Annotated in this window: 18 protein-coding genes; 12 read left to right on the top strand and 6 right to left on the bottom strand. The window is 72.0% G+C overall.

Annotated elements, in window-relative coordinates; all coding sequences use genetic code 11:
- The first annotated feature begins 85 nt into the window (after window positions 1-85).
- Both OG500_RS29435 and OG500_RS29430 read left to right on the top strand, forming a co-directional pair.
- Complete coding sequence (locus tag OG500_RS29435; protein ID WP_327069864.1) at window positions 86-1,045, top strand: deoxyribonuclease IV; 960 nt, start codon at window positions 86-88, stop codon at window positions 1,043-1,045.
- 185 nt (window positions 1,046-1,230) lie between these two features.
- On the top strand, window positions 1,231-2,445 hold the full coding sequence (locus OG500_RS29430) for a hypothetical protein (RefSeq protein ID WP_327069863.1): 1,215 nt from the start codon (window positions 1,231-1,233) through the stop codon (window positions 2,443-2,445).
- A gap of 487 nt (window positions 2,446-2,932) precedes the next feature.
- Here OG500_RS29430 and OG500_RS29425 read toward each other — a convergent pair whose 3' ends face one another.
- The gene (locus OG500_RS29425) at window positions 2,933-5,137 is read right to left on the bottom strand and encodes a tetratricopeptide repeat protein (RefSeq protein WP_329584475.1); all 2,205 of its coding nucleotides are present in this window, start codon (window positions 5,135-5,137) and stop codon (window positions 2,933-2,935) included.
- Window positions 5,138-5,347: 210 nt separating this feature from the next.
- Between OG500_RS29425 and OG500_RS29420 the strand changes: the two genes are divergently transcribed.
- The 5 genes from OG500_RS29420 (at window position 5,348) to OG500_RS29400 (ending at window position 11,288) form a co-directional block, all read left to right on the top strand.
- The gene (locus OG500_RS29420) at window positions 5,348-8,431 is read left to right on the top strand and encodes an AfsR/SARP family transcriptional regulator (RefSeq protein ID WP_327069861.1); all 3,084 of its coding nucleotides are present in this window, start codon (window positions 5,348-5,350) and stop codon (window positions 8,429-8,431) included.
- Between the two features lie 519 nt (window positions 8,432-8,950).
- Complete coding sequence (locus OG500_RS29415; RefSeq protein ID WP_327069860.1) at window positions 8,951-9,175, top strand: DUF397 domain-containing protein; 225 nt, start codon at window positions 8,951-8,953, stop codon at window positions 9,173-9,175.
- Between the two features lie 63 nt (window positions 9,176-9,238).
- Entirely contained in the window at window positions 9,239-9,634 is a 396-nt protein-coding gene (locus OG500_RS29410) for a DUF3224 domain-containing protein (RefSeq protein ID WP_327069859.1), read from the top strand.
- Window positions 9,635-10,095: 461 nt separating this feature from the next.
- Window positions 10,096-10,479 (top strand): hypothetical protein, encoded by a 384-nt coding sequence (locus OG500_RS29405; RefSeq protein ID WP_327069858.1) that lies wholly within the window; start codon window positions 10,096-10,098, stop codon window positions 10,477-10,479.
- 326 nt (window positions 10,480-10,805) lie between these two features.
- Window positions 10,806-11,288: a VOC family protein gene (locus OG500_RS29400; protein WP_327069857.1), complete on the top strand. Its 483-nt coding sequence runs from the start codon at window positions 10,806-10,808 to the stop codon at window positions 11,286-11,288.
- A gap of 15 nt (window positions 11,289-11,303) precedes the next feature.
- On the opposite strand, the gene OG500_RS29395 is transcribed toward OG500_RS29400, so the two are convergent.
- A complete protein-coding gene (locus OG500_RS29395) occupies window positions 11,304-12,683 on the bottom strand; it encodes a nucleobase:cation symporter-2 family protein (protein ID WP_442789250.1) in 1,380 nt (459 codons plus the stop codon).
- A 327-nt stretch (window positions 12,684-13,010) separates the two neighbouring features.
- Window positions 13,011-14,012: a tryptophan--tRNA ligase gene (gene trpS / locus OG500_RS29390; RefSeq protein WP_327069856.1), complete on the bottom strand. Its 1,002-nt coding sequence runs from the start codon at window positions 14,010-14,012 to the stop codon at window positions 13,011-13,013.
- Between the two features lie 287 nt (window positions 14,013-14,299).
- On the opposite strand from trpS, the gene OG500_RS29385 reads away from it, so the two are divergent.
- From OG500_RS29385 to OG500_RS29365, 5 genes are all read left to right on the top strand, one after another.
- Complete coding sequence (locus OG500_RS29385; RefSeq protein ID WP_327069855.1) at window positions 14,300-15,946, top strand: purple acid phosphatase family protein; 1,647 nt, start codon at window positions 14,300-14,302, stop codon at window positions 15,944-15,946.
- A 129-nt stretch (window positions 15,947-16,075) separates the two neighbouring features.
- The gene (locus OG500_RS29380; protein WP_329584471.1) at window positions 16,076-17,074 is read left to right on the top strand and encodes a phosphotransferase family protein; all 999 of its coding nucleotides are present in this window, start codon (window positions 16,076-16,078) and stop codon (window positions 17,072-17,074) included.
- Between the two features lie 5 nt (window positions 17,075-17,079).
- Window positions 17,080-18,258 carry an acyl-CoA dehydrogenase family protein gene (locus OG500_RS29375; RefSeq protein WP_327069853.1) on the top strand — a complete coding sequence of 393 codons (1,179 nt, stop codon included), beginning with the start codon at window positions 17,080-17,082 and terminating at the stop codon, window positions 18,256-18,258.
- Window positions 18,255-19,436, top strand: coding sequence for an acyl-CoA dehydrogenase family protein (locus OG500_RS29370; RefSeq protein WP_327069852.1), 1,182 nt, complete (start codon window positions 18,255-18,257; stop codon window positions 19,434-19,436). The genes OG500_RS29375 and OG500_RS29370 overlap by 4 nt, the downstream gene beginning before the upstream one ends.
- Window positions 19,433-20,461 (top strand): acyl-CoA dehydrogenase family protein, encoded by a 1,029-nt coding sequence (locus OG500_RS29365; RefSeq protein ID WP_327069851.1) that lies wholly within the window; start codon window positions 19,433-19,435, stop codon window positions 20,459-20,461. The genes OG500_RS29370 and OG500_RS29365 overlap by 4 nt, the downstream gene beginning before the upstream one ends.
- A gap of 78 nt (window positions 20,462-20,539) precedes the next feature.
- Here the strand turns inward: OG500_RS29365 and OG500_RS29360 are convergent, their stop codons facing one another.
- The 3 genes from OG500_RS29360 to OG500_RS29350 are packed head-to-tail and all read right to left on the bottom strand — an operon-like array spanning window position 20,540 to window position 23,039.
- Entirely contained in the window at window positions 20,540-21,496 is a 957-nt protein-coding gene (locus OG500_RS29360) for an NADPH:quinone oxidoreductase family protein (RefSeq protein ID WP_327069850.1), read from the bottom strand.
- Complete coding sequence (locus tag OG500_RS29355) at window positions 21,493-22,287, bottom strand: SDR family oxidoreductase (protein WP_327069849.1); 795 nt, start codon at window positions 22,285-22,287, stop codon at window positions 21,493-21,495. Before OG500_RS29355 ends, OG500_RS29360 begins: the two co-directional genes overlap by 4 nt.
- Window positions 22,284-23,039 (bottom strand): SDR family oxidoreductase, encoded by a 756-nt coding sequence (locus tag OG500_RS29350; RefSeq protein WP_327069848.1) that lies wholly within the window; start codon window positions 23,037-23,039, stop codon window positions 22,284-22,286. The genes OG500_RS29355 and OG500_RS29350 overlap by 4 nt, the downstream gene beginning before the upstream one ends.
- Between the last annotated feature and the right edge of the window lie 78 nt (window positions 23,040-23,117).

Here is a 23,117-nt window from a genome sequence, read left to right as displayed (position 1 = left end):
TGATCGGTAGAGGCCGAGGCCGTCCCCGCTGCTGCGGGGGCGGCCTCGGTCGTTCGTCCCGCGGCGGGTGTGGCACCCTCGTGGGGTGAATCCCCCAGCTCAGACCGGTGCCCCGGCAGGCGTCCAGGCCCTCCTCCGCAACCCGATCGGCGCGCACGTGCCGGTGGCCGGGCGCGGGCTGGTCGGCACCGGGCTCGCCTACCTGGAGCAGATCGGGGGCGAGGCCGTGCAGGTCTTCGTCGCCAACCCGCGCGGCTGGGCCACCCCGGCCGGCGACCCCGCGCAGGACGAGGCCTTCAGGGCGGCCTGCGCCGAGCGCGGCATCCCCGCCTACGTGCACGCCCCCTACCTGATCAACTTCGGCTCGGACAGCCCCGCCACCCGCGAGCGCTCCACCGCCTCGCTGCGCCACTCGCTGCTGCGCGGCCGGGCGATCGGCGCGCTCGGCGTGGTCGTGCACACCGGCTCGGCGGTCGGCACCGCCGCCGACGGCTCCTCGCGGCGCGCCGAGGCGATGGCCCAGGTCCGCGACGACCTGCGCCCGCTGCTGGCCGAGCTGGACCGCCTCGGCGAGGACGCGCCCTGGCTGCTGCTGGAACCCACCGCCGGACAGGGCCGCTCGCTCTGCTCCCGGCTGGAGGAGCTGGCCGAGTACGCCGAGGCGCTGGACCACCACCCCCGGGTCGGGGTCTGCCTGGACACCTGCCACGCCTTCGCCGCCGGGCACGACCTGGCGGCCCCCGGCGGCGTCGGGCAGGCACTGGACGCGCTGACCGCCGCGATCGGCCCCGGGCGGCTGCGGCTGATCCACGCCAACGACTCCAAGGACGTGGTGGGCGCCCGCAAGGACCAGCACGCCAACATCGGCGACGGGCACATCGGCACAGGCGCCTTCCGCGAGCTGCTCGCGCACCCGGACACCGCCGGGGTCCCGCTGATCCTGGAGACGCCCGACCGCAGCGCCGCCCCCGGCTTCGGCCACGCCGCCGACGTGGCCCGGCTCAAGGAGCTGCGCGCGGCAGCCGGCGCCCCACCGGCGCGCTGACCGACCGCCGTTTCGCCTCCCCGACCACCCTTTCGCCTCCCCCGCGCACCGGTTCGCGCCCGCACCGCACCTGCGGTGCAGGAATTCTGCAAGGGTCCGGCAGGGCTTTCGCCAGCCCACCCAGGAAGGCCTCCTTCGGCCGCCGCACAGCGGCTGAACTTCCATGCTTCAAGGGGGAATTGACCATGTCGTCGGTTCAGACGCCGTCCCGCCCGGTGCACCGCGATCCCGGCCAGTGGGCGACCGTACCCGACTGCAAGAAGGTCCTGGTCGTCATCCACACCCTGGTCTACGGGATGCGGATCAAAGACCTGCTCGTGCTCTTCCGCGCCGATCTGCGGGTCAGCGTGGTCTTCACCGTCGCCCCGCACGCCTTCAACGACGGCACCGAACGGGTGCTCGCCGAGCTGGGCGGCACCGTGCTCCCCTGGGAGCGCGCCGTCGCGACCGAGTTCGACCTGATCCTGACCGCCGGCTCGCAGGGCATGGAGCAGCTGCGCGGGCCGCTGGTCCGACTGCCGCACGGCGCGGGCCACATCAAGATGTCCCGGCGCGGCGACGCCGCCGAGGGCAGCATCGGGGGCCTCGGCCGCGGCTACCTGACCTGGGACGGCAAGGTGGTGCCCCGGGCCTTCGCCGTCGCGCACAGCGAGGACCTGGACACCCTGGCGCACTCCTGCCCCGAGGCGCTGCCGATCACCGAGGTGGTGGGCGACGCCAGTTACGACCGGCTGGCGGCCGGCCTGCCGCACCGGGCCGCCTACCGCCGGGCGCTCGGGCTGCGCGAGGACGAGCGGTTCGTCCTGGTCTGCTCCACCTGGGGCCTGGGCTCGGCGTTCCACCGGCTCGACTCGCTGCTGCCCCGGCTGCTCACCGAACTGCCCGAGGGCTGCCGGGCCGCACTGCTCGTCCACCCCAATGTCTGGTCCGGCCACGGGGGTTGGCAGGTCAGGTCATGGCTGGCCGACGGCGCGGGCGGGCGGCTGCCGCTGCTGGCACCGGAGTCCGACTGGCGACCGCTGCTGATCGCGGCCGACTACATCCTCGGCGACCACGGTTCGGTCACGCTCTACGGGACGATGACCGGCGCGCCGATCCTGATCTCGCAGTACCCGTTCCGCACCGTCAACCAGAACTCCCCTGGCGCGCAACTCGCCCGCACCGCGCCGTCCCTGTCCCCGACCCGGCCGCTGACCGAGCAACTGGCGTACGCTGCCGAGCAGTACCGCCCCGAGGAGTACGCGGCGATCGCGGCCCGGATCTCCTCCGAACCCGGCGCCTTCAATCCCAACATGCGCCGACTGCTCTACCGGATCCTGGAGTTGGGCGAACCCGCGCACCGGCCGGAGACCGAGCCGCTGGAGCCGCCCAAGAGGCTCGACTCGAAGGAGGCCCGATGAACGGCGTGTTGGACGGCCAGGTGAGGGTGGCCCTCACCCCTGCCGGTCCGGACCGCAGCAGCCTGCTGGCCCAGCTGGAGCCGCCCGCGGGGGCCGACGCGGCGCCGCTGCTGGCCCAGTTGACGGCCGCGGCGCCGTACCGGGGCCCCCGGGTGGTCGACGAGCACCTCAGCGTCGACCTGGCGGGCCCCGGCAGCCGCGAGCCGGCCGATGTGCTGCACGGCGGCCCCCGCTTCGCCGGCTGCGAGGCGGAGCTGCTGACCGCCCACCCCGGCTGCCTGGTGGTGGCGGTCAGGCAGCCGGACGGGGCGGTGCGCACCCGGCTGGCCGGGACCAGCCTGTGCTGGCTGCCCGGCCCCGGTGATCGCCCGGTGCCCGCCGCGCTGCTCGGCTCCCTGCTGCACACCTGGCTGGTCGCCGGCCTGGCGCCGGGGGCGCTGCACTCGGTGGCGCTGCTCACCCCCGGGGGCGCGCTGCGGATGAACGCTCAGTCGGGTGCGGAGGCGGGCTCGGACGCGGGCGCGGGTGCGGGCTCGGGTGCGGGCGCGGGTGCGGGGGGCGCCTCGCGCAGGCGGTCGAGCTTCGCCGTCAGGCGCTGGACGTCGGGGGCGCCCAGCGCCTGGTAGCGCGCCAGGGAGGCCTCGTAGCAGTCCAGGGCCTGCTGCGAGGCCTCGCGCGCCTCGGCCAGCTCTCCGTGCAGTTCCAGGGTCCTGGCCTCCCAGGTCGGCGATCCGGTGCTGCGGAACAGGTCGGCGGCCTGGTCGAGCACCCGCTCGGCCGCCTGGTGGTCGCCGAGCGCGGTGTGCGCCCGGCCCAGGTGGGCCAGCGCCCGGGCGGCCTCGTAGGGTTCACCGATGTCCATCAACGTCTGGTACGCGACCGTGAGTTCGGGCAGCGCGAGGTCGGGTCGGCGCTGGGCGAGCGCGACATCGCCGAGCACCACCCGGGTCAGCGCGGCACCGCGGGCGTAGCCGACGGACAGCCGCAGCGCCAGATCCTCACGGAAGCACCGGGTCGCCTCGGCGAGCCGCCCGGCGAGCAGGTGCGCCTGGCCGATCCCGTGCAGCGCCTGCGCCTCGGCCTTGGCGTCACCGTCCGCCTGGGCCAGCTCCAGCGCCTCCTGGTAGCGGCGGATCGCCTCCTCGGGCCGGCCGAGGTTGCGCAACCGGCCGCCACCATCGGTCAGCATCCTCGCCAGCGCCGCCGGATCATCCGCCCTGCGGGCTGCCGCCAGCCCCAACCGGTGCGCCTCGTCCTGGAGTTCGAAGGCCCGCAGGCGGTGGAAGAGGGGATACATCGCGTCGACCAGCTGCCAACCGAGCGGGAACCAGCCGTGCGCCGCCGCTGCCCGGACGCCTTCCAGCAGGTGGCCGCGCTCCTGGTCCAGCCAGCGCAGTGCGGCCTGGGAGTCCGCCGCCCCGAACGGCGGGGCAGCGGGCGGGCAGGTGTGATCGCGCCTCAGGGTGGCGTGGTTGGGCGTGAGCAGCCGCTCGGCCGCGGTGGCAGTGGCGAGGTACCACTCGAGTATCCGGCGCAGGACCGCGTCCTGCTCGTCCTTCGCCAGCTCTCCTCGCACCTGGTCCCGCGCGTGCAGCCGGACCAGGTCGTGGAAGCGGAAGCGGCCGGTCCCCAGGTCCTCGATCAGGTTCGCCTCGGCCAGTTCGTCGAGCAGGGCGTCCGCGTCCGCGAAGGCGGCTCCGGTGAGCACCGCCGCGTCCTCGGTGCTGAAATCGGTGAACGGGAGCAGGCCGAGCAGCTGGTAGAGCCGGCGGACCCCGGGCACCAGGCCGCCACAGGAGGCGTCCAGCGCACTGCGCACCGCGGGTTCCCCGTCCACCCGCAGGGCGGTCAGCCGCTCGCTGTCACTCGCGAGGGAGGCGGCGGTGGCCGCCAGGGTGAGCCGGGGCCGGGCGGCCACCCGGGCGGCGACCAGCGAGACGGCGAGCGCCAGTCCCCCGCAGTGCGCCGCCACCTCGCGCACCGCCTCGGGCTCGCGCCCGGCCCGTGCCGGACCGATCCGACGGGTCAGGATCTCGGCGGCGGCCGACTCGTCCAGCAGCCCCAGCGGCTGGAACACCGCGCCGTCCACCCCCAGCCCGGAGAGCCGGTTGCGGCTGGCGACCACCACCAGCGCGCTCTGCGAACCGGGCAGCAGCTGGCGCACCTGGGCGGCGGTGAGTGCGTTGTCGAGCACCAGGGCGATCCGCCGACCGGCACTGACGGACCGCCACAGCGCGGCGGCCTCGGCCGGCGCCCCGGGCACCCGCTCGACCCCGAACGCGCGCAGGAGCGCCCCGAGCGTCTCCCCGGCCGGCGCCGGACCGCCGGGTGCGTGGCCGCGCAGGTCGGCGTAGAGGAGGCCGTCCGGACAGTCGGCGGCCAGCGAGCGCACCCATGCGAGGACCAGCGCCGTCTTGCCGACCCCCGCGGGGCCGTTCACCACGATCAGCCGGCGGCAGTCGGCCGGCCCGCCGCGCAGCTCCCCCAGGGCCGCCAATTCGGCCCGGCGGCCGACGAAGGGGCCAGTGGGCGGCGGCAGTTGTTGTGGCACCGGCGGCGGTGCGGCGGCAGGCCCGGCGCCGTGCAGGTGGACCGTGCCGTGGATGGCGCCGGCCTGGATCACCCCGCCGCTGATGCGGGCGGCGCCGGTGATGAGGTTGCGGGTCGCGCTCTCGTCTTCGGTTGTTCCCATGAGTTACCCCCCAGATCACTCATTTGCCGATCAACCGTTCATCAGTTACTGCTCCGTTCAGTCGATTCCGGCCTAATGCTTTTCTCAACTCGAAAGAGGTGATGCAGTGTCCTCTACCCCGCTACCACTCGTGCTATTGCCCTGGCCGCCCTCCAATCTGTCATGAGCACATGCGGGGCACGGGCGGCAACCGACCAGAGGAGGAGCATCTTGCTGGAAGTACGACTCCTGGGAACGGTCGAACTCCTGGTCGGCCGCGCGGCGTTCGCGGTCAGCCCGGAAAAGGTGCGCTGCCTGCTGGCAGCGCTCGCCTGGGACGCCGGACGTCCGCTGTCCCTGGACACCTTGGCCGACCGGCTCTGGGACTCCCACCTGCCCACCGACCCGGCAGGCGGCGTGCACTCCAACATCTCCAAGCTCCGCAGGCTCCTGAACAATGCCGCGAAGGGTGGGGGCGGCTGCCCCGCGCCGCTGATCCTCTCCCGCGGCCATGCCTACACCCTCGAAGTCGACCCCGGCATCGTCGACTACCACCGCTTCCGCCGCCTGACCCAGCGCGCCCGCGACGCCGCCGAACACGGCGACGACGTCACCGCTTTGACGCTCCTGACCCAAGCCGCCACCCTGTGGGCCGGCGATCCCCTGGCCGGCCTGCGCGGCGAGTGGGCCAGCGCCGCCCGCGCCACCCTCACGGACGAGCACCTGGCCGCTGCGGTCACCCATGCCGAAGTCGGCATGCGGATGGGCCACTTCGCCGAGCTCGTGACGGATCTTGCCCCGCTGGTCGCCGCACATCCGACCCACCAGACCCTGGTGGCCCGGTTGATGCTCGCCCTGCACGGCGCCGGCCGCCAGGGCGAAGCGCTGGCCCGGTACCGGGCCACCCGCCGGACCCTCGACCAACACCTGGGCACCGCCCCCGGGCATGAGCTGACCGAGCTGCACGCGCAAATCCTGGACGGAACACCAGCGGAGCGGCTGGTGCCGAGGGCACGGAACCTGGCCGCGAAAGCGCCGGCACCGGCCCCCACACCGTCGCGGCTACCGCAGTTACAACCCCTCGTCGGGCGCGAACAGGACCTGGCGGACCTGGTCCGCGCGGTCACAGGTTCCAGCCACACGCGAACCGTCGCCATCACGGGCACCGGCGGAGTGGGGAAGTCCATGCTGGCCCGCCATCTCGCCGAGCGGCTACGCGATCTCTTCCCCGAGGGGCAGTTCCTGGTCTCGCTGCACGGCTTCTCCGCCACCCGGCAGCCGCTGACCGCCGAGGGCGCGGTAATGGAGGTGCTACGGGCCATCGGGGTGCCGCTGACGAGGCTGCCCGCCGACCATGAGCAGCGCGTCGACCTCTGGCTGCGGATGCTGGCGGAGCGCCGCTATGTGATCGTGCTGGACAACGTCGCCCACGCGGACCAGGTACGACAGTTGATCCCAGCGGACGCGAACTCGCTGCTGATCCTCACCAGTCGAGTGAATCTCAGTGAACTCCCCGCAGTCCACCAGCACGGCGTGGGCCTTCTGACGATTGCGAGCGCGGTCGAGCTCTTCCAGCGGCTGGTGGGCGAACGGGCAGCCGACCAGGAGATCGTCCGGGAGATTGTCGCCCGCACCGGCTACCTGCCTCTGGCAGTCGAAATCCTTGCGACCCGCTTCCGGTCTCGGGCGGCCTGGACCCTCCAACACCTCGCGCAACGCCTGTCCACCACCTCCTCACTGATCGATGAATTCCACTACAAGGAAAATGATCTGACGATCCATCTCGCTCTCTCCTATCGCGCCCTCAGTACCGATCACCAGCGCGCCTTCCGGCTCCTCGGACTCCATCCCGGCCCGCGGTTCGACCAGTTCGCCGCGGCAGCGCTGCTGGGCTCCCCGCTGCGGCAGTCCGAGCGTGCGCTCGAAGCACTTCTCGACTCCCATCTGATCCAGGAGCCCAGCTTCGAGTCCTACGCCTTTCACGACCTGTTGGGCGCCTTCGCAGCGAGCCTGGCCGAGTCGGAGAGTTCGACCGAGGAGCGGGCCTCGGCAGCGAACCGGCTCACCGCGTACGCCCTGTGCGCGACGGACCATGCCGACCGGCTGCTCTATCCGCACCGGCTGCGGCTCCACTTCGCCGACCTGCCACCCGGTCCGGCGACGGGCCTGTCGTGGAACTCGCCTGCACAGGCGCGCCGTTGGCTTCTCAACGAGCAGGCAAGTCTGCTGGCGATCCAGCAACGTGCCGTGAACGATGACAACCGAGCCGACGCGTTCCGCCTCACCCACCTACTGGCCGGCTTCCTTGACGCCGAATGCTTCTGGGTCGACTCCGTACGCCTCCACCAGGCCGCTGCCGAGTTCTGGCACGCGACGGGCGAGCAGCAGGCCGAGGTGCGGGCCCTGCTGGATCTGGCCTATGCCCACCAGCGCGGCACGCAGTACCCGCAGGCGGATGCGATCACGGCAAGAGCACTGAGACTCGCGAGAGCGGCGCATGACGTGGAGGGTGTGGCGGAGGCACTCAATCAGCGCGGGATGCGGCATGCCCGAGAGGGTGACCAGTTGATCGCGCTGGAACTCCAACACGAGGCGCTCGCCGCCAACCAGCGCACCGGAAACCAGCGGCAACGTGATCGGATCATCAACAACATCGGCATCTCCTTCATGCACATGGGTCAGCAGGAGCGGGCGATCGCCGCTCTCGACGACGCGTTGGCCGGATTCCATGCAGCCGGGAACTCACGGCTTTCCGCACAGCTGCTCAACAACCTTGGCTATGCCCAGTCGAAATCCGGTGACACCGCGACAGCACATGCGACCTTCAAGCGTTCCTTGTCCACCGGCACCGGTGTGCTTTCCGAGCTGGAGATCGCCATGATCCAGAACAACCTGGTGGCAACCACCCGACTGCCTGCTGACCTTGATCAAGCGCGCACGCTTCAGGAGTCGGCACTGACGACGTTTCGAAGCGCGGGTGACCGTTGGAACCAAGCCGAGGGGATGATCACCCTCGGCAACCTCCACCAGCGGGCCGAGCACCCGCGGATGGCCGCAGCGCTGCACAGCGAAGCATTGACCCTGGCCAGCCGCATCGGTGCCGACCACAAGCAGGCAGCCGCACTTCTGGGCCTCGGACTTGCCGAGGCACAGCTGGGTCACGATGAGTCCGCGCGGCGGCACCTCCTGGCAGCCGCTGATCTTGCCGCACGGATCCAGGCGCCGGTGGAGGAGGCCCAGGCGCGCACCGCGTTGGCCGAACTTCGTGACCACAGCAACGGAAATCCCAAGGGCGAGCAGCATCGGGCGCTCTGAGCATGCCAAACAGCGATAGCTTTATATTACTTTCCCAGCCGCCTCACCCGGGTCGTGCTTCACCATATCCCCATTTGCCCCAGGGGGTGACAGCTCTGTACGTTAATCCCAACGTTCTGACGATCAGTCAGGATGATGAGATGGATACGTGCATATGGAGCAAGCCAGTTGAGACTCTTTGTCAGCACTGCCCTCATACTCGGGGTAGTGACTGTGGGTACCATCAGCACTGCACCACTGGGAGCCGCGAGCACCATCACGCACCCCATGGCGGTCACACTCGCACATCAGCCGCCAGCAGCTGATCTGTCTGCCGCCGTTGGCGTGACACGGATGCGCACCCAGGAAACAGTGTTCTGGATGTGACGCAAAACGGGCTCCTCCCGCACCCCGCACGGGAGGAGCCCGCGAGCCTGGCCCAGCTCAGAGTCCGACCCTACGGTCCCCCATCCCGAATGGCGGGGTGCTCGGCCGAGACCACCGGCCCCGCCCTCTCGGCCCTCTTGCAAAGGAGTCCGAGTGAAGCACAGTGCACAAGGCAGCCAGGATCTGCGCTATGCCGTGTGGCGGAAGAGCAAGTTCAGCGCTGACCAGGGCAACTGCATCGAGGTTGCCGACGGTTTCCGGGACATCATGCCCGTCCGCGACTCGAAGAACCCCCAGGACCCGGCGCTCGTCTTCACCGCCGACGCCTGGTCGGCCTTCGTCGCGTGCGTCAGGGCTGGCGCTCTTCCGCTCGCCTGACGTGTCGGTGCCGCGTGGGAGACTCCCGCGCGAGTGCAGCGATCACGATGCGGAGGATGTGCGATGGGCATGCAGGCCAAGGGGACGTTCGAGCTCACCTCGTTCGAGCCGGAGGTGCTCGACGAGGGGCCCGGGGCCGCGCTTGGGCGGGTGCGGATCAGCAAGTCGTTCCAGGGCAGCCTGAACGGGACGAGCACGGTGGCGATGCTGTCGGTGGCCGACGTCGAGGGCAATCCCGCCGCCTACGTGGCCGTGGAGCGGTTCACGGGAGAAGTGGACGGCCGGGTGGGCTCCTTCGTCCTGCAGCACAGCGCGCCCGGCAGCCATGGGGAGCGGCTGGCGATCCAGGTCGTTCCTGGGACGGGGGCCGGGGAGCTCGTGGGGATCACGGGCAGCTTCGAGATCATCCAGTCCGGGGACAGCAGCCACTCCTACGTCCTGGAGTACGCGTTGGACTGACTTCCAGGGGCGTGATGGTGATGACGTCGGCAGGCACACGCGCCCGGCGGTGCCGCGGAAAGCGGCAGGGGGAAGCGTGGAGAGTCCACGCCAGACCCCGGGGCCAGCGCTGCTGCGTACGCAGGCTGTGACCGGCGTCTCTTGACGCACCCGGTTATCATCGGGCGTATCTCACACAAGCCGCTGGTGATCCGGGTCACGGCTCCGTAGACTTTGCGGGCCCGCCAAGAGTGAGCCGAGGGTCGTGTGGGGTACTGGAAGAAGCACACCAAAGATCATCAGCAGGTTCTGGAGCTTTTTCACCGGAATGGGTGGACAGTCGAGGACCCGCCGAAGTACTACACCCTGAAGTGCCCCTGCGGAGTACACAAGCGGTGGTATCACTTGACTCCTAGCGGGGCAGACTACGCGAAGAACGTGGTTAGCTGGGGGAAGCGTCAGCCATGTTGGAAGGGGATCCCGTGAACGAGAATCTCCGAGCGAGTGTGCGTTGGACCTTCAAGGTCGTCGGACCAGAGAGCGCCGACGAGCTTTCTGACAGTGCTGAGCGCGTGATGGATGCTCTACTCGATCTTGAAGCGTGCGACCCGCGACTCTGTGACGCCGGCGTGGCCATGGACGCAGACGCCATGACGGTTGACGTGGAGCTGACTGTTACAGGTCCAACCGCTCCTGGGAACCTGGAGCACGCTCAAACAGCGATCCGCGCGGCTATTCACGCTGCTGGAGACGCAACTCCGGACTGGCCCAATGAGCCGTTCTCACCTGGTGGTGAGCCCGCTGTGGTTCCACGACACACCGCCGGGGAGTACCACCAGAAAGAGATCGAGATGCTTGCCTCCTGAGCCGAGGATCCAGAAGCCGCCTGCCGCCTCTGCGCTAGGCGGCTTCTTCGTATCGCGAAGCCCACGTCACCATCCGTGCAGAAGCCTCCCGATGCCCCACAACCCAGTCCCTCGCTCGGTGATCCGGTGGGCGACTGGCTGCCGTGGGTGCCGTCGGCGAAGGGCCGGCGGGACGGCGACCGCGACCAGGGGCGTACGGGAGCGCGACGGGGTGGCCCGGCTGCGGGGGCGGACAGGTCGGTCCCGCCCCGCGCGGGAGTGACGCGGTCGCGACGCCCGTCGGTGCGCGCGAGGATGGGGAGACGGCCGGACGCGAGGAGGTAGGCATGACGACCGACGGATTCACCACGTGCCTGTGGTTCGACGGGCAGGCGGAGGAGGCGGCGAACTACTACGTGTCGATCTTCAAGGGCGGGAAGCTGGGCCGGATCGGCCGGTACACCGAGGCGGGACCGGGGCCGGCCGGCAGTGTGCTGGCGGTCGAGTTCGAGATCAACGGCCAGCGCTTCGTGGGACTCAACGGCGGGCCGCAGTTCACCTTCAGCGAGGCCATCTCGTTCCAGATCGGCTGCGCGGACCAGGCCGAGGTGGACTACTACTGGACCAGGCTGAGTGAGAACGGCGGCCAGGAGGGCCCCTGCGGCTGGCTGAAGGACAAGTACGGCGTCTCCTGGCAGGTGGTGCCGACCCTGCTGCTCGAACTGGTCAGCGACCCGGACCCGGTGAAGGCCGTGCGGACCACCGAGGCGATGTACAAGATGGGCAAGCTCGACATCGCCGCCCTGCAGAAGGCCTACGACGGCGGCTGACCGGAACGGCGGGCCTCAGGCGGGATCGGCCCGGCGCCCCAGGTGGTTGAAGAGCAGGTTCAGCGTGATCGCCGCCAGGCAGCCCGCCGAGATGCCCGAGCTCAGGATCGTGGCGATCTGCTGCGGGAAGGCGTGGTAGAAGTCCGGGTAGGCGATCGGGAAGATCCCGAGCGCCAGACTCACCGCCACGATCAGCGCGTTGGAGCCGGCCGCCAGGTCGGCCTTGCCCAGCGTCCGCAGTCCGGCCACCGCCACCGAGCCGAAGAGCACCACTCCGGCCCCGCCCAGCACCGGCTGCGGGACCAGCGAGACCAGCCCGCCGACCACCGGCATCAGGCCCATCACGATCAGGAAGGCGCCGCCGAGCGCCACCACGAACCGGCTGCGGATCCTGGTCAGCGCCACCAGGCCGATGTTCTGCGCGAAGGCCGAGCAGATGAAGCCGTTGAGCGCCCCGCCGAGCGCGGTGGCCAGCCCGTCCGCGCGCAGTCCGGCCGCGATCGTGCGGTCGTCGGCGGGGCGCTCCACCACCTCGCCGAGCGCGATCATGTCGGCGGTGGACTCGGTCATCGCGACCAGCATCACCACCAGCATCGAGACGATCGAGGCGGTCTCGAAGCGCGGCGCACCGAAGGCGAAGGGGTGCGGCAGCTCGAAGAACGGCAGCGAGGCGAGCGCGTGCAGGTCCACCCTGCCGAACGGGATCGCCACCAGGGTGCCGATCAGCAGGCCGAACAGGATCGCGATCCGCTGCAGGAAGCCCCGCAGGAAGCGGTTGAGCAACAGCACGGCGAGCAGCGTGACCCCTGCGAGGCCGAGGTTGCCCAGCGAGCCGTAGCCCCGCGCGTGCGAGTCGCCGCCCTGTGCCCAGTTGCCGGCCACCGGCAGCAGCGAGACCCCGATCAGGGTGATCACGGTGCCGCTGACCACCGGCGGGAAGAAGCGGACCAGTCGGCAGAGCAGCGGCGCCAGCAGGAAGCAGGCCACCCCCGCGACCAGGGTGGAGCCGAAGATCAACGGCAGTGCGGCCCCCTGCTTCGCCGCCACCACGGCCAGCACCGGCGAGACGGTGGCGAACGAGACGCCGTTGACGAACGGCAGCCGCGAGCCGATCCGCCACACCCCGAGCGTCTGCAGCAGGGTCGCGAGGCCGGCGACGAAGAGGTTCGCGGCCAGCAGCGTGGTCAGCTGGGACGGCGTCAGGCCGACCGCGCCACCGATGATCAGCGGCGGCGCGGCGACCCCCGCGTACATGCTGGCCACGTGCTGCAGCGCGACCGCCGACATCCGCCCGAGCGGCAGCACTTCGTCCACGGGGTGCACGGCGGGCGGCGCGGCGACGTCCGGTTCTGCGACGGCGGTGTCCGGGTGCGACACCAGGTCCTGACGGCCCATGACTGTGGTCCCTCCACATCTGACCGATGGTGGCTTCGGGTCCGGGAACGACGACCGAAGTGCGGGACGGAGCACGGTGACGCTGGGACGACCCTGGCGGACGGCGGGACGGCCGTCCGCCCACCGGTACCTGCGGCGAACAGGACCGGCCCAGGCGAGCAGAGCGAAATTCCAGGAACTCCAGAGGTTTCAGGAGCTCCGTAATTCCATGATGCGGAAGCCGACTTCCGCGATGCAGTGAATCTAGGAAGCCCGGCCCGGCTCGTCAATAGCTCCTGCAGGATCGGCAACGACCAGCCGGACTCTTGGACCTTCCTCCAAGCGCGCTCAGTACCGCATCCCCATCGCCCGCGTCACCTCGGCCAGCGTCGCCTCGGCGACCTCGTTGGCGCGGGCGTTGCCGCGAGCCAGGACCGTGCGCAGGTGGCCGCGGTCGCCTTCGAGGGCGGCACGGCGTTCGCGGATCGGGCGCAGGTACTCGTTGACCGCCTCGATGACCACGGCCTTGAGGGCGCTCGCACCGCCGTCGCCGATCTCCTCGGCGACCGACTGCGGGTCGCGGCCCTGGCAGAGGGCGGCCAGTTGCAGCAGGCTGGCCACCTCGGGGCGGCGCAGCGGGTCGTACCCGATCCGGCGGTCGGTGTCGGTCCTGGCGCCGCGCAGCAGGCGGGCCGTCTCGTCCGCGCTGGCCCCCAGGGCGATCGCGTTGCCGCGGCTCTTGCTCATCTTGCCGCCGTCGGTGCCGAGCAGCAGCGGCAGCGCCGACAGCAGGGCCTGTGGCTCCGGGAAGAGCGGCGAACCACCATGTGGATAGCGGGCGTTGAAGCGGCGGGCGACGGTGCGGGCGACCTCCAGGTGGGGCAGCTGGTCCTGGCCGACCGGGACCAGGGCGGCCTTGCAGAACAGGATGTCGGCGGCCTGGTGCACCGGATAGGTCAGCATCAGGCCGCTGACCTGGGACTGGCGCGAGTGCGCGATCTCGTCCTTGACCGTGGGGTTGCGGTGCAGTTCGGCGGCGCTGATCAACGAGAGGAAGGGCAGCAGCAGTTGGTTGAGGGCGGGCACCGAGCTGTGTGTGAAGATCACCGCGCGCTCGCCGTCGATCCCCACCGCCAGGTAGTCGAGCAGCAACTCCTCGACGTACTCGGCGAGTCGGTCCGCCACGTCGCGGTCGGTGAGCACCTGGTAGTCGGGGATCACCACGAACAGCTCGGCGCCCTCGGCCTGCAGGCGGACCCGGTTCTGCAACGAGCCGAAGTAGTGGCCCAGGTGGAGCGGGCCGGTGGGACGGTCGCCGGTCAGCACGCGCGGGCGGGGCTGGATGGTCATCTGCTTCTCCTGTGGGGTGGCACGGGGTTGGCCGTCCGGCGTGGGCCCGTGCGGTGGAGCAAGCAGAAGGGCCGTCCGTCCGGACGGCCCAGGGCATGCGGGATGCGCGGCCGTCCTAGGACGGCCACCAGCTGATCGGGAGCATCGGCGTGCGCATGGGAACCACTGTAACCCCCGCCGACAGACCCTCCAAGCGTTCAGGGCGGCGCCGAACTCCGTTCACCGGGGCGGTGTAGGCGGCCGCTAGCGTGAACGGCCGTCAACGACCCCCCAGACGAGGAGTTTCCGTGGAGCAGTCCCATGACGCCCCCGAGCAGCACAGTGGCGCCGGCAGCGTGAGCCGGCGGGCCGCGCTGCGACTGACGGCCGGGGTGGGCGGTGCCGCGCTGACCGCCGGGCCGTTGCTCGGTGCGACGCAGGCGTCGGCCGACGACGGGTCGGGCGCGGGCGCCGCGCCCGATCAGGGCCAGGGCTCCCCGCTGCTGCTCACCCGGCCCGAGTCGCTCGGCGCACCGGCGGTCGAGGGGCTGCACCTGACCTTCGGCGCCGACCCGACCCGCCAGATGAGCGTCTCCTGGACCACCGACGGGCAGGTCCGCAACCCCCGGGTGCGCTTCGGCACGCTGGAGGGCGGCTTCGGCCACACCGTGGCCGCCGACACCCGGACCTACACCGACGGCATCAGCAACCGGGTCGTCCACACCCACCACGCGCGGCTGACCAACCTCAAGCCCGGCACCTACTACACCTACGTCGCCCTGCACGACGGCGGCCGTCCGGACGCCGGCACCTTCCGCACCGCCGCGCGCGGCCGGCAGCCGTTCACCTTCACCAGCTTCGGCGACCAGGCGGTGCCGAACACCACCTGGCAGCCGGACGGCAAGGGCGGCTACACCTCGGTGCCCAGCGGCATAGCCTCGCCCGCCTCGGCGGACATCGTGGCCGGCATCGAGCAGGTCGACCCGCTCTTCCACCTGCTCAACGGCGACCTGTGCTACGCCAACATCTCGCCGGACCGGCTGCGCACCTGGCAGGGCTTCTTCGCCAACAACACCCGCTCGGCGCGCTACCGCCCGTGGATGCCGGCGGCCGGCAACCACGAGAACGAGAAGTCCAACGGGCCGATCGGCTTCACCGCCTTCCAGACCCGCTTCGACCTGCCGGACAACGGCGGGGACGACGAGACCAAGGGCCTGTGGTACTCCTTCACGGTCGGCTCGGTGCACGTGGTGGTGCTGCAGAACGACGACGTGGCCTACCAGGACGCCGGCGACGCCTACGTGCACGGCTACAGCGGCGGCGCCCAGCGCGCCTGGCTGGAGAAGGACCTGGCCAAGGCCCGGGCCGACCGCTCGATCGACTGGGTGGTGGTCTGCATGCACCAGGTCGTCATCAGCTCCTCGGACGCCAACGGCGCCGACCGCGGCGTACGCGAGCAGTGGGGGCCGCTCTTCGACCGCTACCAGGTGGACCTGGTGGTCTGCGGCCACGAGCACGACTACGAGCGCTCGCTGCCGGTGCGCGGCACCGTCTCCGGCTCGGAGACGCTGACGCCGAACCCGGTCTCCACCGCCACCGACGTGATGGACACCTCGCAGGGCACCGTGCACATGGTGCTGGGCGGCGGCGGCAACTCCTCGCCGAGCAACAGCCAGTTCTTCAAGCCCGCCCAGGCCAAGGTGATCACCGGGGTCGGCGCGGTGGGCGCCAACGGCAAGCGCACACCGGTGTACGTGCACGAGGACGCACCGTGGATCGGCGTGCGGGACCTGGACCACGCCTACGGCTTCGCCGCCTTCACCGTGGACCCGGGCACCAAGCCGGGCGGCACCACCAGCATCCACGTCACCTACTACCGGGTGGCCCAGCCGGACGGGTCGATCAGCCCGATGGAGAGCTTCGTGCTGCACCGCAAGCGCTCCGACGGGCACTGAGAAGTCCGGCGGAGCCAGGGGCCGCGTCCACCACGGGTGGGCGCGGCCCCGCTGTTTTCGTTGACATCCCCCGCCAGGAGCGAGAGGCTAAGCAAGCGCTTAGTCAGTCCCACTCTCGCCGAGGATGCCATGACCGACAATCCCCCCGGACTCGACCTCGCCGCCCTCCGGGCCCACCTGGGCACCGGAGCGCTGAGCGCCGAGCTGATCGAGGGCGGCCGTTCCAACCTGACCTACCGGCTGACCGACGGCGAGCGGCGCTGGGTGCTGCGCCGCCCGCCGCTGGGGCACGTGCTGGCCACCGCGCACGACATGGCCCGCGAGTACCGGGTGATCGGCGCGCTCGCCGACTCGCCCGTCCCGGTGCCGCGCGCGGTGCGGCTGACCGAGGACCCGTCGGTGATCGGCGCGCCGTTCTACCTGATGGAGTTCGTCGAGGGCACCGCGCACCGCGACAGTGCGGCGCTGGCCGCGCTCGGCCCGGCCCGGGTGCGCGCGCTGGCCGACCACCTGGTGGACACGCTGGTCGCGCTGCACGGCGTCGATCCGCAGGAAGTCGGGCTGGCCGACTTCGGACGACCGGAGGGCTTCCTGGCCCGGCAGGTGCAGCGCTGGGGCAAGCAGCTGGCGGCCTCCCGCAGCCGCGAGGTGGCCGGCATCGACGAGCTGGCCACCAAGCTCGACGCGACCCTGCCGCCCTCCCCCGCGCCCACCCTGCTGCACGGTGACTACCGGCTGGACAACGTGCTGGTCGGCCCGGACGACCGGATCACCGCCGTGCTGGACTGGGAGATGTCCACCCTCGGCGACCCGCTCACCGACCTCGGGCTGCTGGTGATGTACACCGAACTGGCCGCCGAGTTCGCCGGGGTGATCCCGGGCGTCGCGCTGGCACCCGGCTTCCCGTCCGGCGCCGAGCTGATCGACCGCTACGCCGGCCGCTCCGGGCGGGACGTGGCCGCCGTCGACTGGTACGTGGCCTTCGCTTCGTTCAAGCTCGCCGTGGTGCTGGAGGGCATCCACTTCCGCTACGGCCAGGGGCGCACCGTCGGGGCCGGCTTCGACCGGGTCGGCGAGCTGGTCCCGCTCTTCGTCGCGCACGGCCTGACCGCACTCAAGGAGCGCTGACCCGCATGGACTTCGCCTTCGACGCCCGCACCGAGGAGCTGCGCGAACAGCTCTCGGCCTTCCTCACCGAACACGTCTACCCCGCCGAGTCGCGCCTGGTCGTCAACGAGGACTGGTCGACGCCGGCGGTCGTCCGCGAACTCCAGCAGGAGGCACGGGCGCAGGGCCTGTGGAACCTCTTCTGCGAGCTGCCCAACCTGCAGTACGCGCCGCTCGCCGAACTCACCGGCCGCAGCATCCTGCTGGCGCCCGCCGCGGTCAACTGCGCGGCCCCCGACACCGGGAACATGGAGCTGCTGGCGCAGTTCGGCGACGAGGCGCAGCGCAAGCAGTGGCTGGAGCCGCTGCTCAACGGCGAGATCCGCTCCGCCTTCGCGATGACCGAGCCGGAGGTGGCTTCCTCGGACGCCTCCAACATCGAGACCCGGATCGAGCGGCACGGCGGCGACTACGTGGTCAACGGCCGCAAGTGGTACATCACCGGGGCGATGAACCCCGACTGCCGGATCTTCATCGTGATGGGCAAGACCGACCCGCACGGCGACCCGCGCCGCCAGCAGTCGATGATCCTGGTGCCGCGCGACACCCCGGGCGTCACCGTCAAGCGGGCGATGACGGTCTTCGGCTACGAGGACCGCGACCACGGCGGCCACGCCGAGGTGCTCTTCGAGGACGTCCGGGTGCCGGCCGCCAACCTGATCGGCGAGCCGGGCTCGGGCTTCGCGATCGCCCAGGCCCGGCTCGGCCCGGGGCGGATCCACCACTGCATGCGGGCGATCGGGATCGCCGAGCGGGCCCTGGAGCTGATGTGCCGCCGGGTCACCGAGCGGGTCGCCTTCGGCAAGCCGCTGGCCGCGCAGGGCGTGGTGCAGGACTGGATCGCGGAGTCCCGGGTGCGGATCGAGCAGGCCCGGCTGCTGGTGCTCAAGACGGCCTGGCTGATGGACACCGTGGGCAACAAGGGCGCGCACACCGAGATCCAGGCGATCAAGATCGCGGTCCCGCAGACCGTCGAGTGGATCCTGGACAAGGCCGTGCAGGCGCACGGCGCGGCGGGGGTCAGCCAGGACACCCCGCTGGCCCAGCTCTGGGCGGGCAACCGCACACTGCGGCTGGCCGACGGACCGGACGAGGTGCACCGGCGCTCGCTGGCGCGCCGCGAGCTGAGGAGGTACCAGGGGTGAGCGAGGACGATCTGCGGGCGCGGGTCCAGGAGTTGCTGGCCGCCTACCCGCCGCAGGAGGTCGACCGGCTCGACTTCCTGCGCGCACGGTTCGATGCCGGCCTCGCCTGGGTCCACTTCCCCGTCGGGCTGGGCGGCCTCGGCGCGCCGCGCGCGTCGCAGGCCGTGGTGGACGCCGAGCTGGCCGCCGCCGGTGCGCCGGACAACGACCCGCGCCGGATCGGCATCGGCCTGGGCATGGCGGCGCCCACCATCCTGCGCTACGGCACCGCCGAGCAGCAGCACCGCTGGCTGCGGCCGCTGTGGACCGGCGAGGAGGTCTGGTGCCAGCTCTTCAGCGAGCCCGGCGCCGGCTCCGACCTGGCCGCGCTGGCCACCCGCGCGGTGCCCGACGCCGACGGCAGCTGGCTGGTCAACGGCCAGAAGGTGTGGACCTCCTCCGCGCACACCGCGCGCTGGGCGATCCTGATCGCCCGCACCGATCCGGCGGTGCCCAAGCACCAGGGCATCACCTACTTCGTCTGCGACATGACCGACCCCGGTGTGGAGGTCCGCCCGCTGCGGCAGATCACCGGCGAGGCGGAGTTCAACGAGGTCTTCCTGACCGACGTGCGGATCCCCGACACCGACCGGCTCGGCGCCGTCGGCGAGGGCTGGCGAGTGGCCACGACCACGCTGAACAACGAACGGGTGGCGATCGGCGGCCAGCGCACCCCGCGGGAGGGCGGCCTGATCGGCATCGTCGCCGAAACCTGGCGCGAGCGGCCCGAGTTGCGCACCGCCGAGCTGCACCAGCGGCTGCTGCAGCACTGGGTGGACGCCGAGGTGCTCCGGCTGACCGGCGAGCGGCTGCGCCAGCAGCTGGCGGCCGGCCAGCCCGGGCCCGAGGGCGCCGGCGGCAAGCTCGGCTTCGCCCGGCTGGCCCAGCAATTGACCGCCTTCGAGGTCGAACTGCTCGGCGAGGAGGGCCTGGGCTACGACGACTGGACGCTGCGCCGCCCCGAACTCGTGGACTTCAACGGCCGCGAGGCCGGCTACCGCTACCTGCGGGCCAAGGGCAACTCGATCGAGGGCGGGACCAGCGAGATCCTGCGCACCATCATCGCCGAGCGGGTGCTCGGCCTGCCGCCCGAGCCGCGCACCGACAAGGACGTCCCGTGGAAGGAGCTGTCCCGGTGAACCTGCTGTACTCGGAGATCGAGGAGGAGCTGCGGGCCAGCGTGCGCGACCTGCTGCACGACCGCAGCCCGGCCGAGGCGGTGCTGGCCCGGGTCTCGGCCGGCCAGGGCTACGACCCGGCGCTGTGGCGGGCGTTGGCGGTGGAGCTGGGCGCGGCCGGGCTGCAGGATCCGCAGGCCGGCGGCTCGCTGCGCGAAGTCGCTGTGGTGATGGAGGAGTTGGGTCGCTCGGTGGCGCCCACGGCGTTCCTGGGCAGCGCGGTGCTGGCGACGGCGGCGCTCGGCGCCGAGGACGGGCGACTGGCCTCGGGCGAGCGGACCGGGACCTTGGTGGTGCCGTTCTCGGGCGGGGCACCGAGCGTGCGGGCGACGGGCGGCCGGCTGACCGGGCGGGTCACCTCGGTGGCCGACGCGCTCACCGCCGACCTGCTGGTGGTGCCGGCGGCGGGCGGATCGCTGTGGGTGGTGGAGCGCGGCTTCACCGTCGTGCCGCGCACCTCACTGGACCTGACCCGGCCGCTGGCGGACGTCGTCCTCGACGACGCCCCGGGCGAGTTGGTCACCGAGGACCCGACGGTGCTGGAGCGGGCGCTGCTCACCGGGGCCGGGCTGCTCGCCTCCGAGCAGCTGGGGATCGCCGAGTGGTGCCTGAGCAGCACGGTCGCATACCTGCGCGAGCGGCGGCAGTTCAACCGCCCGCTGGGCTCGTTCCAGGCGCTCAAGCACCGTCTGGCGGACCTCTGGCTGGAGGTGGTCGGCGCCCGCGCCGCCGCCCGGGCGGCAGCCGACGCGCTGGCGAGCGGGGCGGCGGACGCGCCGCTGCTGGTCGCGGTGGCCGCCTCGCACTGCGGCACGGTCGCGGTGCGGGCCGCCGAGGAGTGCATCCAGCTGCACGGCGGGATCGGGATGACCTGGGAGCACCCGGCCCACCTCTACCTCAAGCGGGCCAAGGCCGACCAACTGGCGCTCGGCACGCCGGGCCACCACCGCGCCAGGCTGGCCGAGCTGGCGGACCTGCCTGGCTGACACGTGCGTTGAGCACGGTGAGCACGGCGATGCCCCGGGGAGCTGCTCCCCGGGGCATCGACGGTCCATCGCCGGTCTTCAGACCAGGATCACCACGCGCCCGGTGGTCCGTCCCTCGGCGACCCGCTGCACGCCGTCCGCCGCCTGCTCGAAGGCCAGCCGCTCGCTCACCAGCGGGCGCACCAGGCCGGCCTGCGCCAGCTCGGTCAGCTCCTGGTGGGCGGCCCGCACCGCCGCCGGGTCCTTGGTGGCGTAGAGGCCCCAGTGCAGCCCGAGCACCGAGTAGTTCTTCACCAGCGGGTGCCCGAGCGCGGGCGTCGGGATGCTGCCGCTGGCGAAGCCGACCACCACGATGCGGCCCTCGAAGGCGACGCACCGGGTCGAGCCGGTGTAGGCGTCGCCGCCCACCGGGTCGAAGACCACGTCCGCGCCGCGCCCGCCGGTGGCCTCCTTGACGGCGGCCACGAAGTCCTCGGCCGTCCGGTCGACGACCAGGTCGCAGCCCAACTCCTTGGCCACGGCGGCCTTCTCGGCACCACCGACCACGCCGATCACCCGGGCCCCGGCCGCCCTGCCCAGCTGCACGGCCGCGCTGCCGACGCCACCGGCCGCCGCGTGCACCAGCAGGGTCTCCCCCGCCCGCAGCGCGGCCCGGCGGTGCAGCGCGAACCAGGCCGTCTGGTAGCCGATGTGCAGCGCGGCGGCCTGCGCCTCGTCCAGCGCCGCGGGTGCCGCGAAGAGCGCGCGCTCGTCCAGCAGCGCGTACTCGGCGAACGCGCCCGTGCCGGCCACCGGATTGCCGATCACCAGCTCGCCGGAGGGCAGTTCGCCGCAGAGCTCGACGCCCGGGGTGAACGGCAGCGGCGGCTTCACCTGGTACATCCCCAGGCACATCAGCGCATCCGGGAAGTTGACCGCCGCCGCCCGCACCTTCACCAGCACCTGGTGCTCACCCGGGACGGGCACCGGCGCGTCCTCGACCAGCCGCATCACCTCGCGCGGCAGCCCCAACTCGCCCACCTGCCACGCCCTCATGCCTGCCCCTCCACGATCTTGCGCTGCAGGTGGTTCATCGCGCCCAGCCAGCCGTCCGGATCGGTGGCGCGGTTGGCGTAGTAGGCGGCCACCTCGGGGTGCGGCAGGATCAGGAACCGCTCCTCGGCGATCGCCCGCAGCACGTCCTGGGCCACCGCCGCGGGCTCCAGGGCGGTGGCGCCCATCAGCGCCTCGCCCACCGCGCCCGCCTCCTCGAGGATCTTGGTGCGCACGCCCTGCGGACAGAGCGCGTGCACCCGCACGCCGCGGTGCCGGTAGGTGGCGGAGAGCCACTCGGCGAAGGCGAGCGCGGCGTGCTTGCTGACCGAGTAGGGCGCCGAGCCGAGCATGGTGAGCAGGCCGGCGGCCGAGACGGTGGCGAGGAAGCGGCCCTCGCCGCGCTCCAGCCACTCGGGCAGCAGCAGCTCGGCGGCCCGGACGTGGGCCATCACGTTGACCTCCCAGGCCGCGCTCCAGGCGGACTCGGGCGCGTCCGCGCCCCCGCTGGTGCCGACCCCGGCGTTCGCGCAGTACACGTCGATGCCGCCGAGCTCGGCGCGGGCCGCCGTGATCAGCGCCGCCACGCCCTCGCGGCTCGCCGCGTCGCCGGGCACGGCCACCGCGCCCAGCCGGGCGGCGGTCGCCCGGGCCGCCTCGGCGTCCAGGTCGTTGACCACCACCTGGGCCCCCTCGGCCACGAAGGCCTCGGCCAGCGCCGCGCCGATCCCGCGCCCGGCGCCGGTCACCACGCAGCGCCGGCCGCTCAGCGGGCCACCGGGCCGCGCCGTCACAGCCCGCCGCCCAGGGTCACGCCGCCGTCCAGCACCAGGGTCTGCCCGGTGATCCAGGCCGCGTCCTCGGAGAGCAGGAAGGCCACCGCACCCGCCACGTCCTGCGGCACGCCGAGCCGCTTGAGCGGGTAGGGCGCCGCCGCCTCCTCCTCGCGCCCGCTGAACAGCGCCTCGGCGAACTTCGTCTTGACCACGGCGGGCGCCACCGCGTTGACCCGGATGTCCGGTCCGAGTTCGCCGGCCAGCTCCATGGTGAGCCGGGAGAGCGCGGCCTTGCTGACCCCGTACATCCCGATGCCCGGCGAGGTGCGCAGGCCCGCGATGGAGGAGACGTTGACCACCGCGCCGCCGTGCTCGCCCATCCAGGCCCGGTGGGCGAGCCTGGTCCAGGCGAGCGGTGCGAGCACGTTGACGGCCAGGATCTTGGCGGCGGCGGCCGGATCGGTCTCCAGCACCGGGCCGAAGATCGGATTGATCCCGGTGTTGTTGACCAGCAGGTCGAGCCGGCCGAAGGCCGCCATCACCTGGTCCACCGTGGCCTGCTGGTGCTCGGGGTCGTCCGCCTTGCCGGCCACCGCGATGGCGTGCTCGGGACCGCCGAGGTCCTTGACCGCCTCGGCGAGCGGCTCGGGGTTGCGGGCGGTGATGCAGACCCGGGCCCCGTGGGCGACGAGCTCGCGCGCGATTGCCAGGCCGATGCCCCGGCTCGCACCGGTGACCACGGCCACCTGTCCCTTGAACGAAAGCGTCATGGCCGTCCTCAACTAGTAACTAAGCGCTTGCTTAGCATCTGGGCCCCGGGGCACACTGTCAACACTCCGGCGCCGGGA

Origin of the sequence: Kitasatospora sp. NBC_01250 (assembly GCF_036226465.1) — a bacterium.
Classification (GTDB): Bacteria; Actinomycetota; Actinomycetes; order Streptomycetales; family Streptomycetaceae; genus Kitasatospora.
The sequence above is the reverse complement of the archived record's forward strand: the minus strand, read 5'-3'. Positions and strand labels throughout refer to the sequence as shown.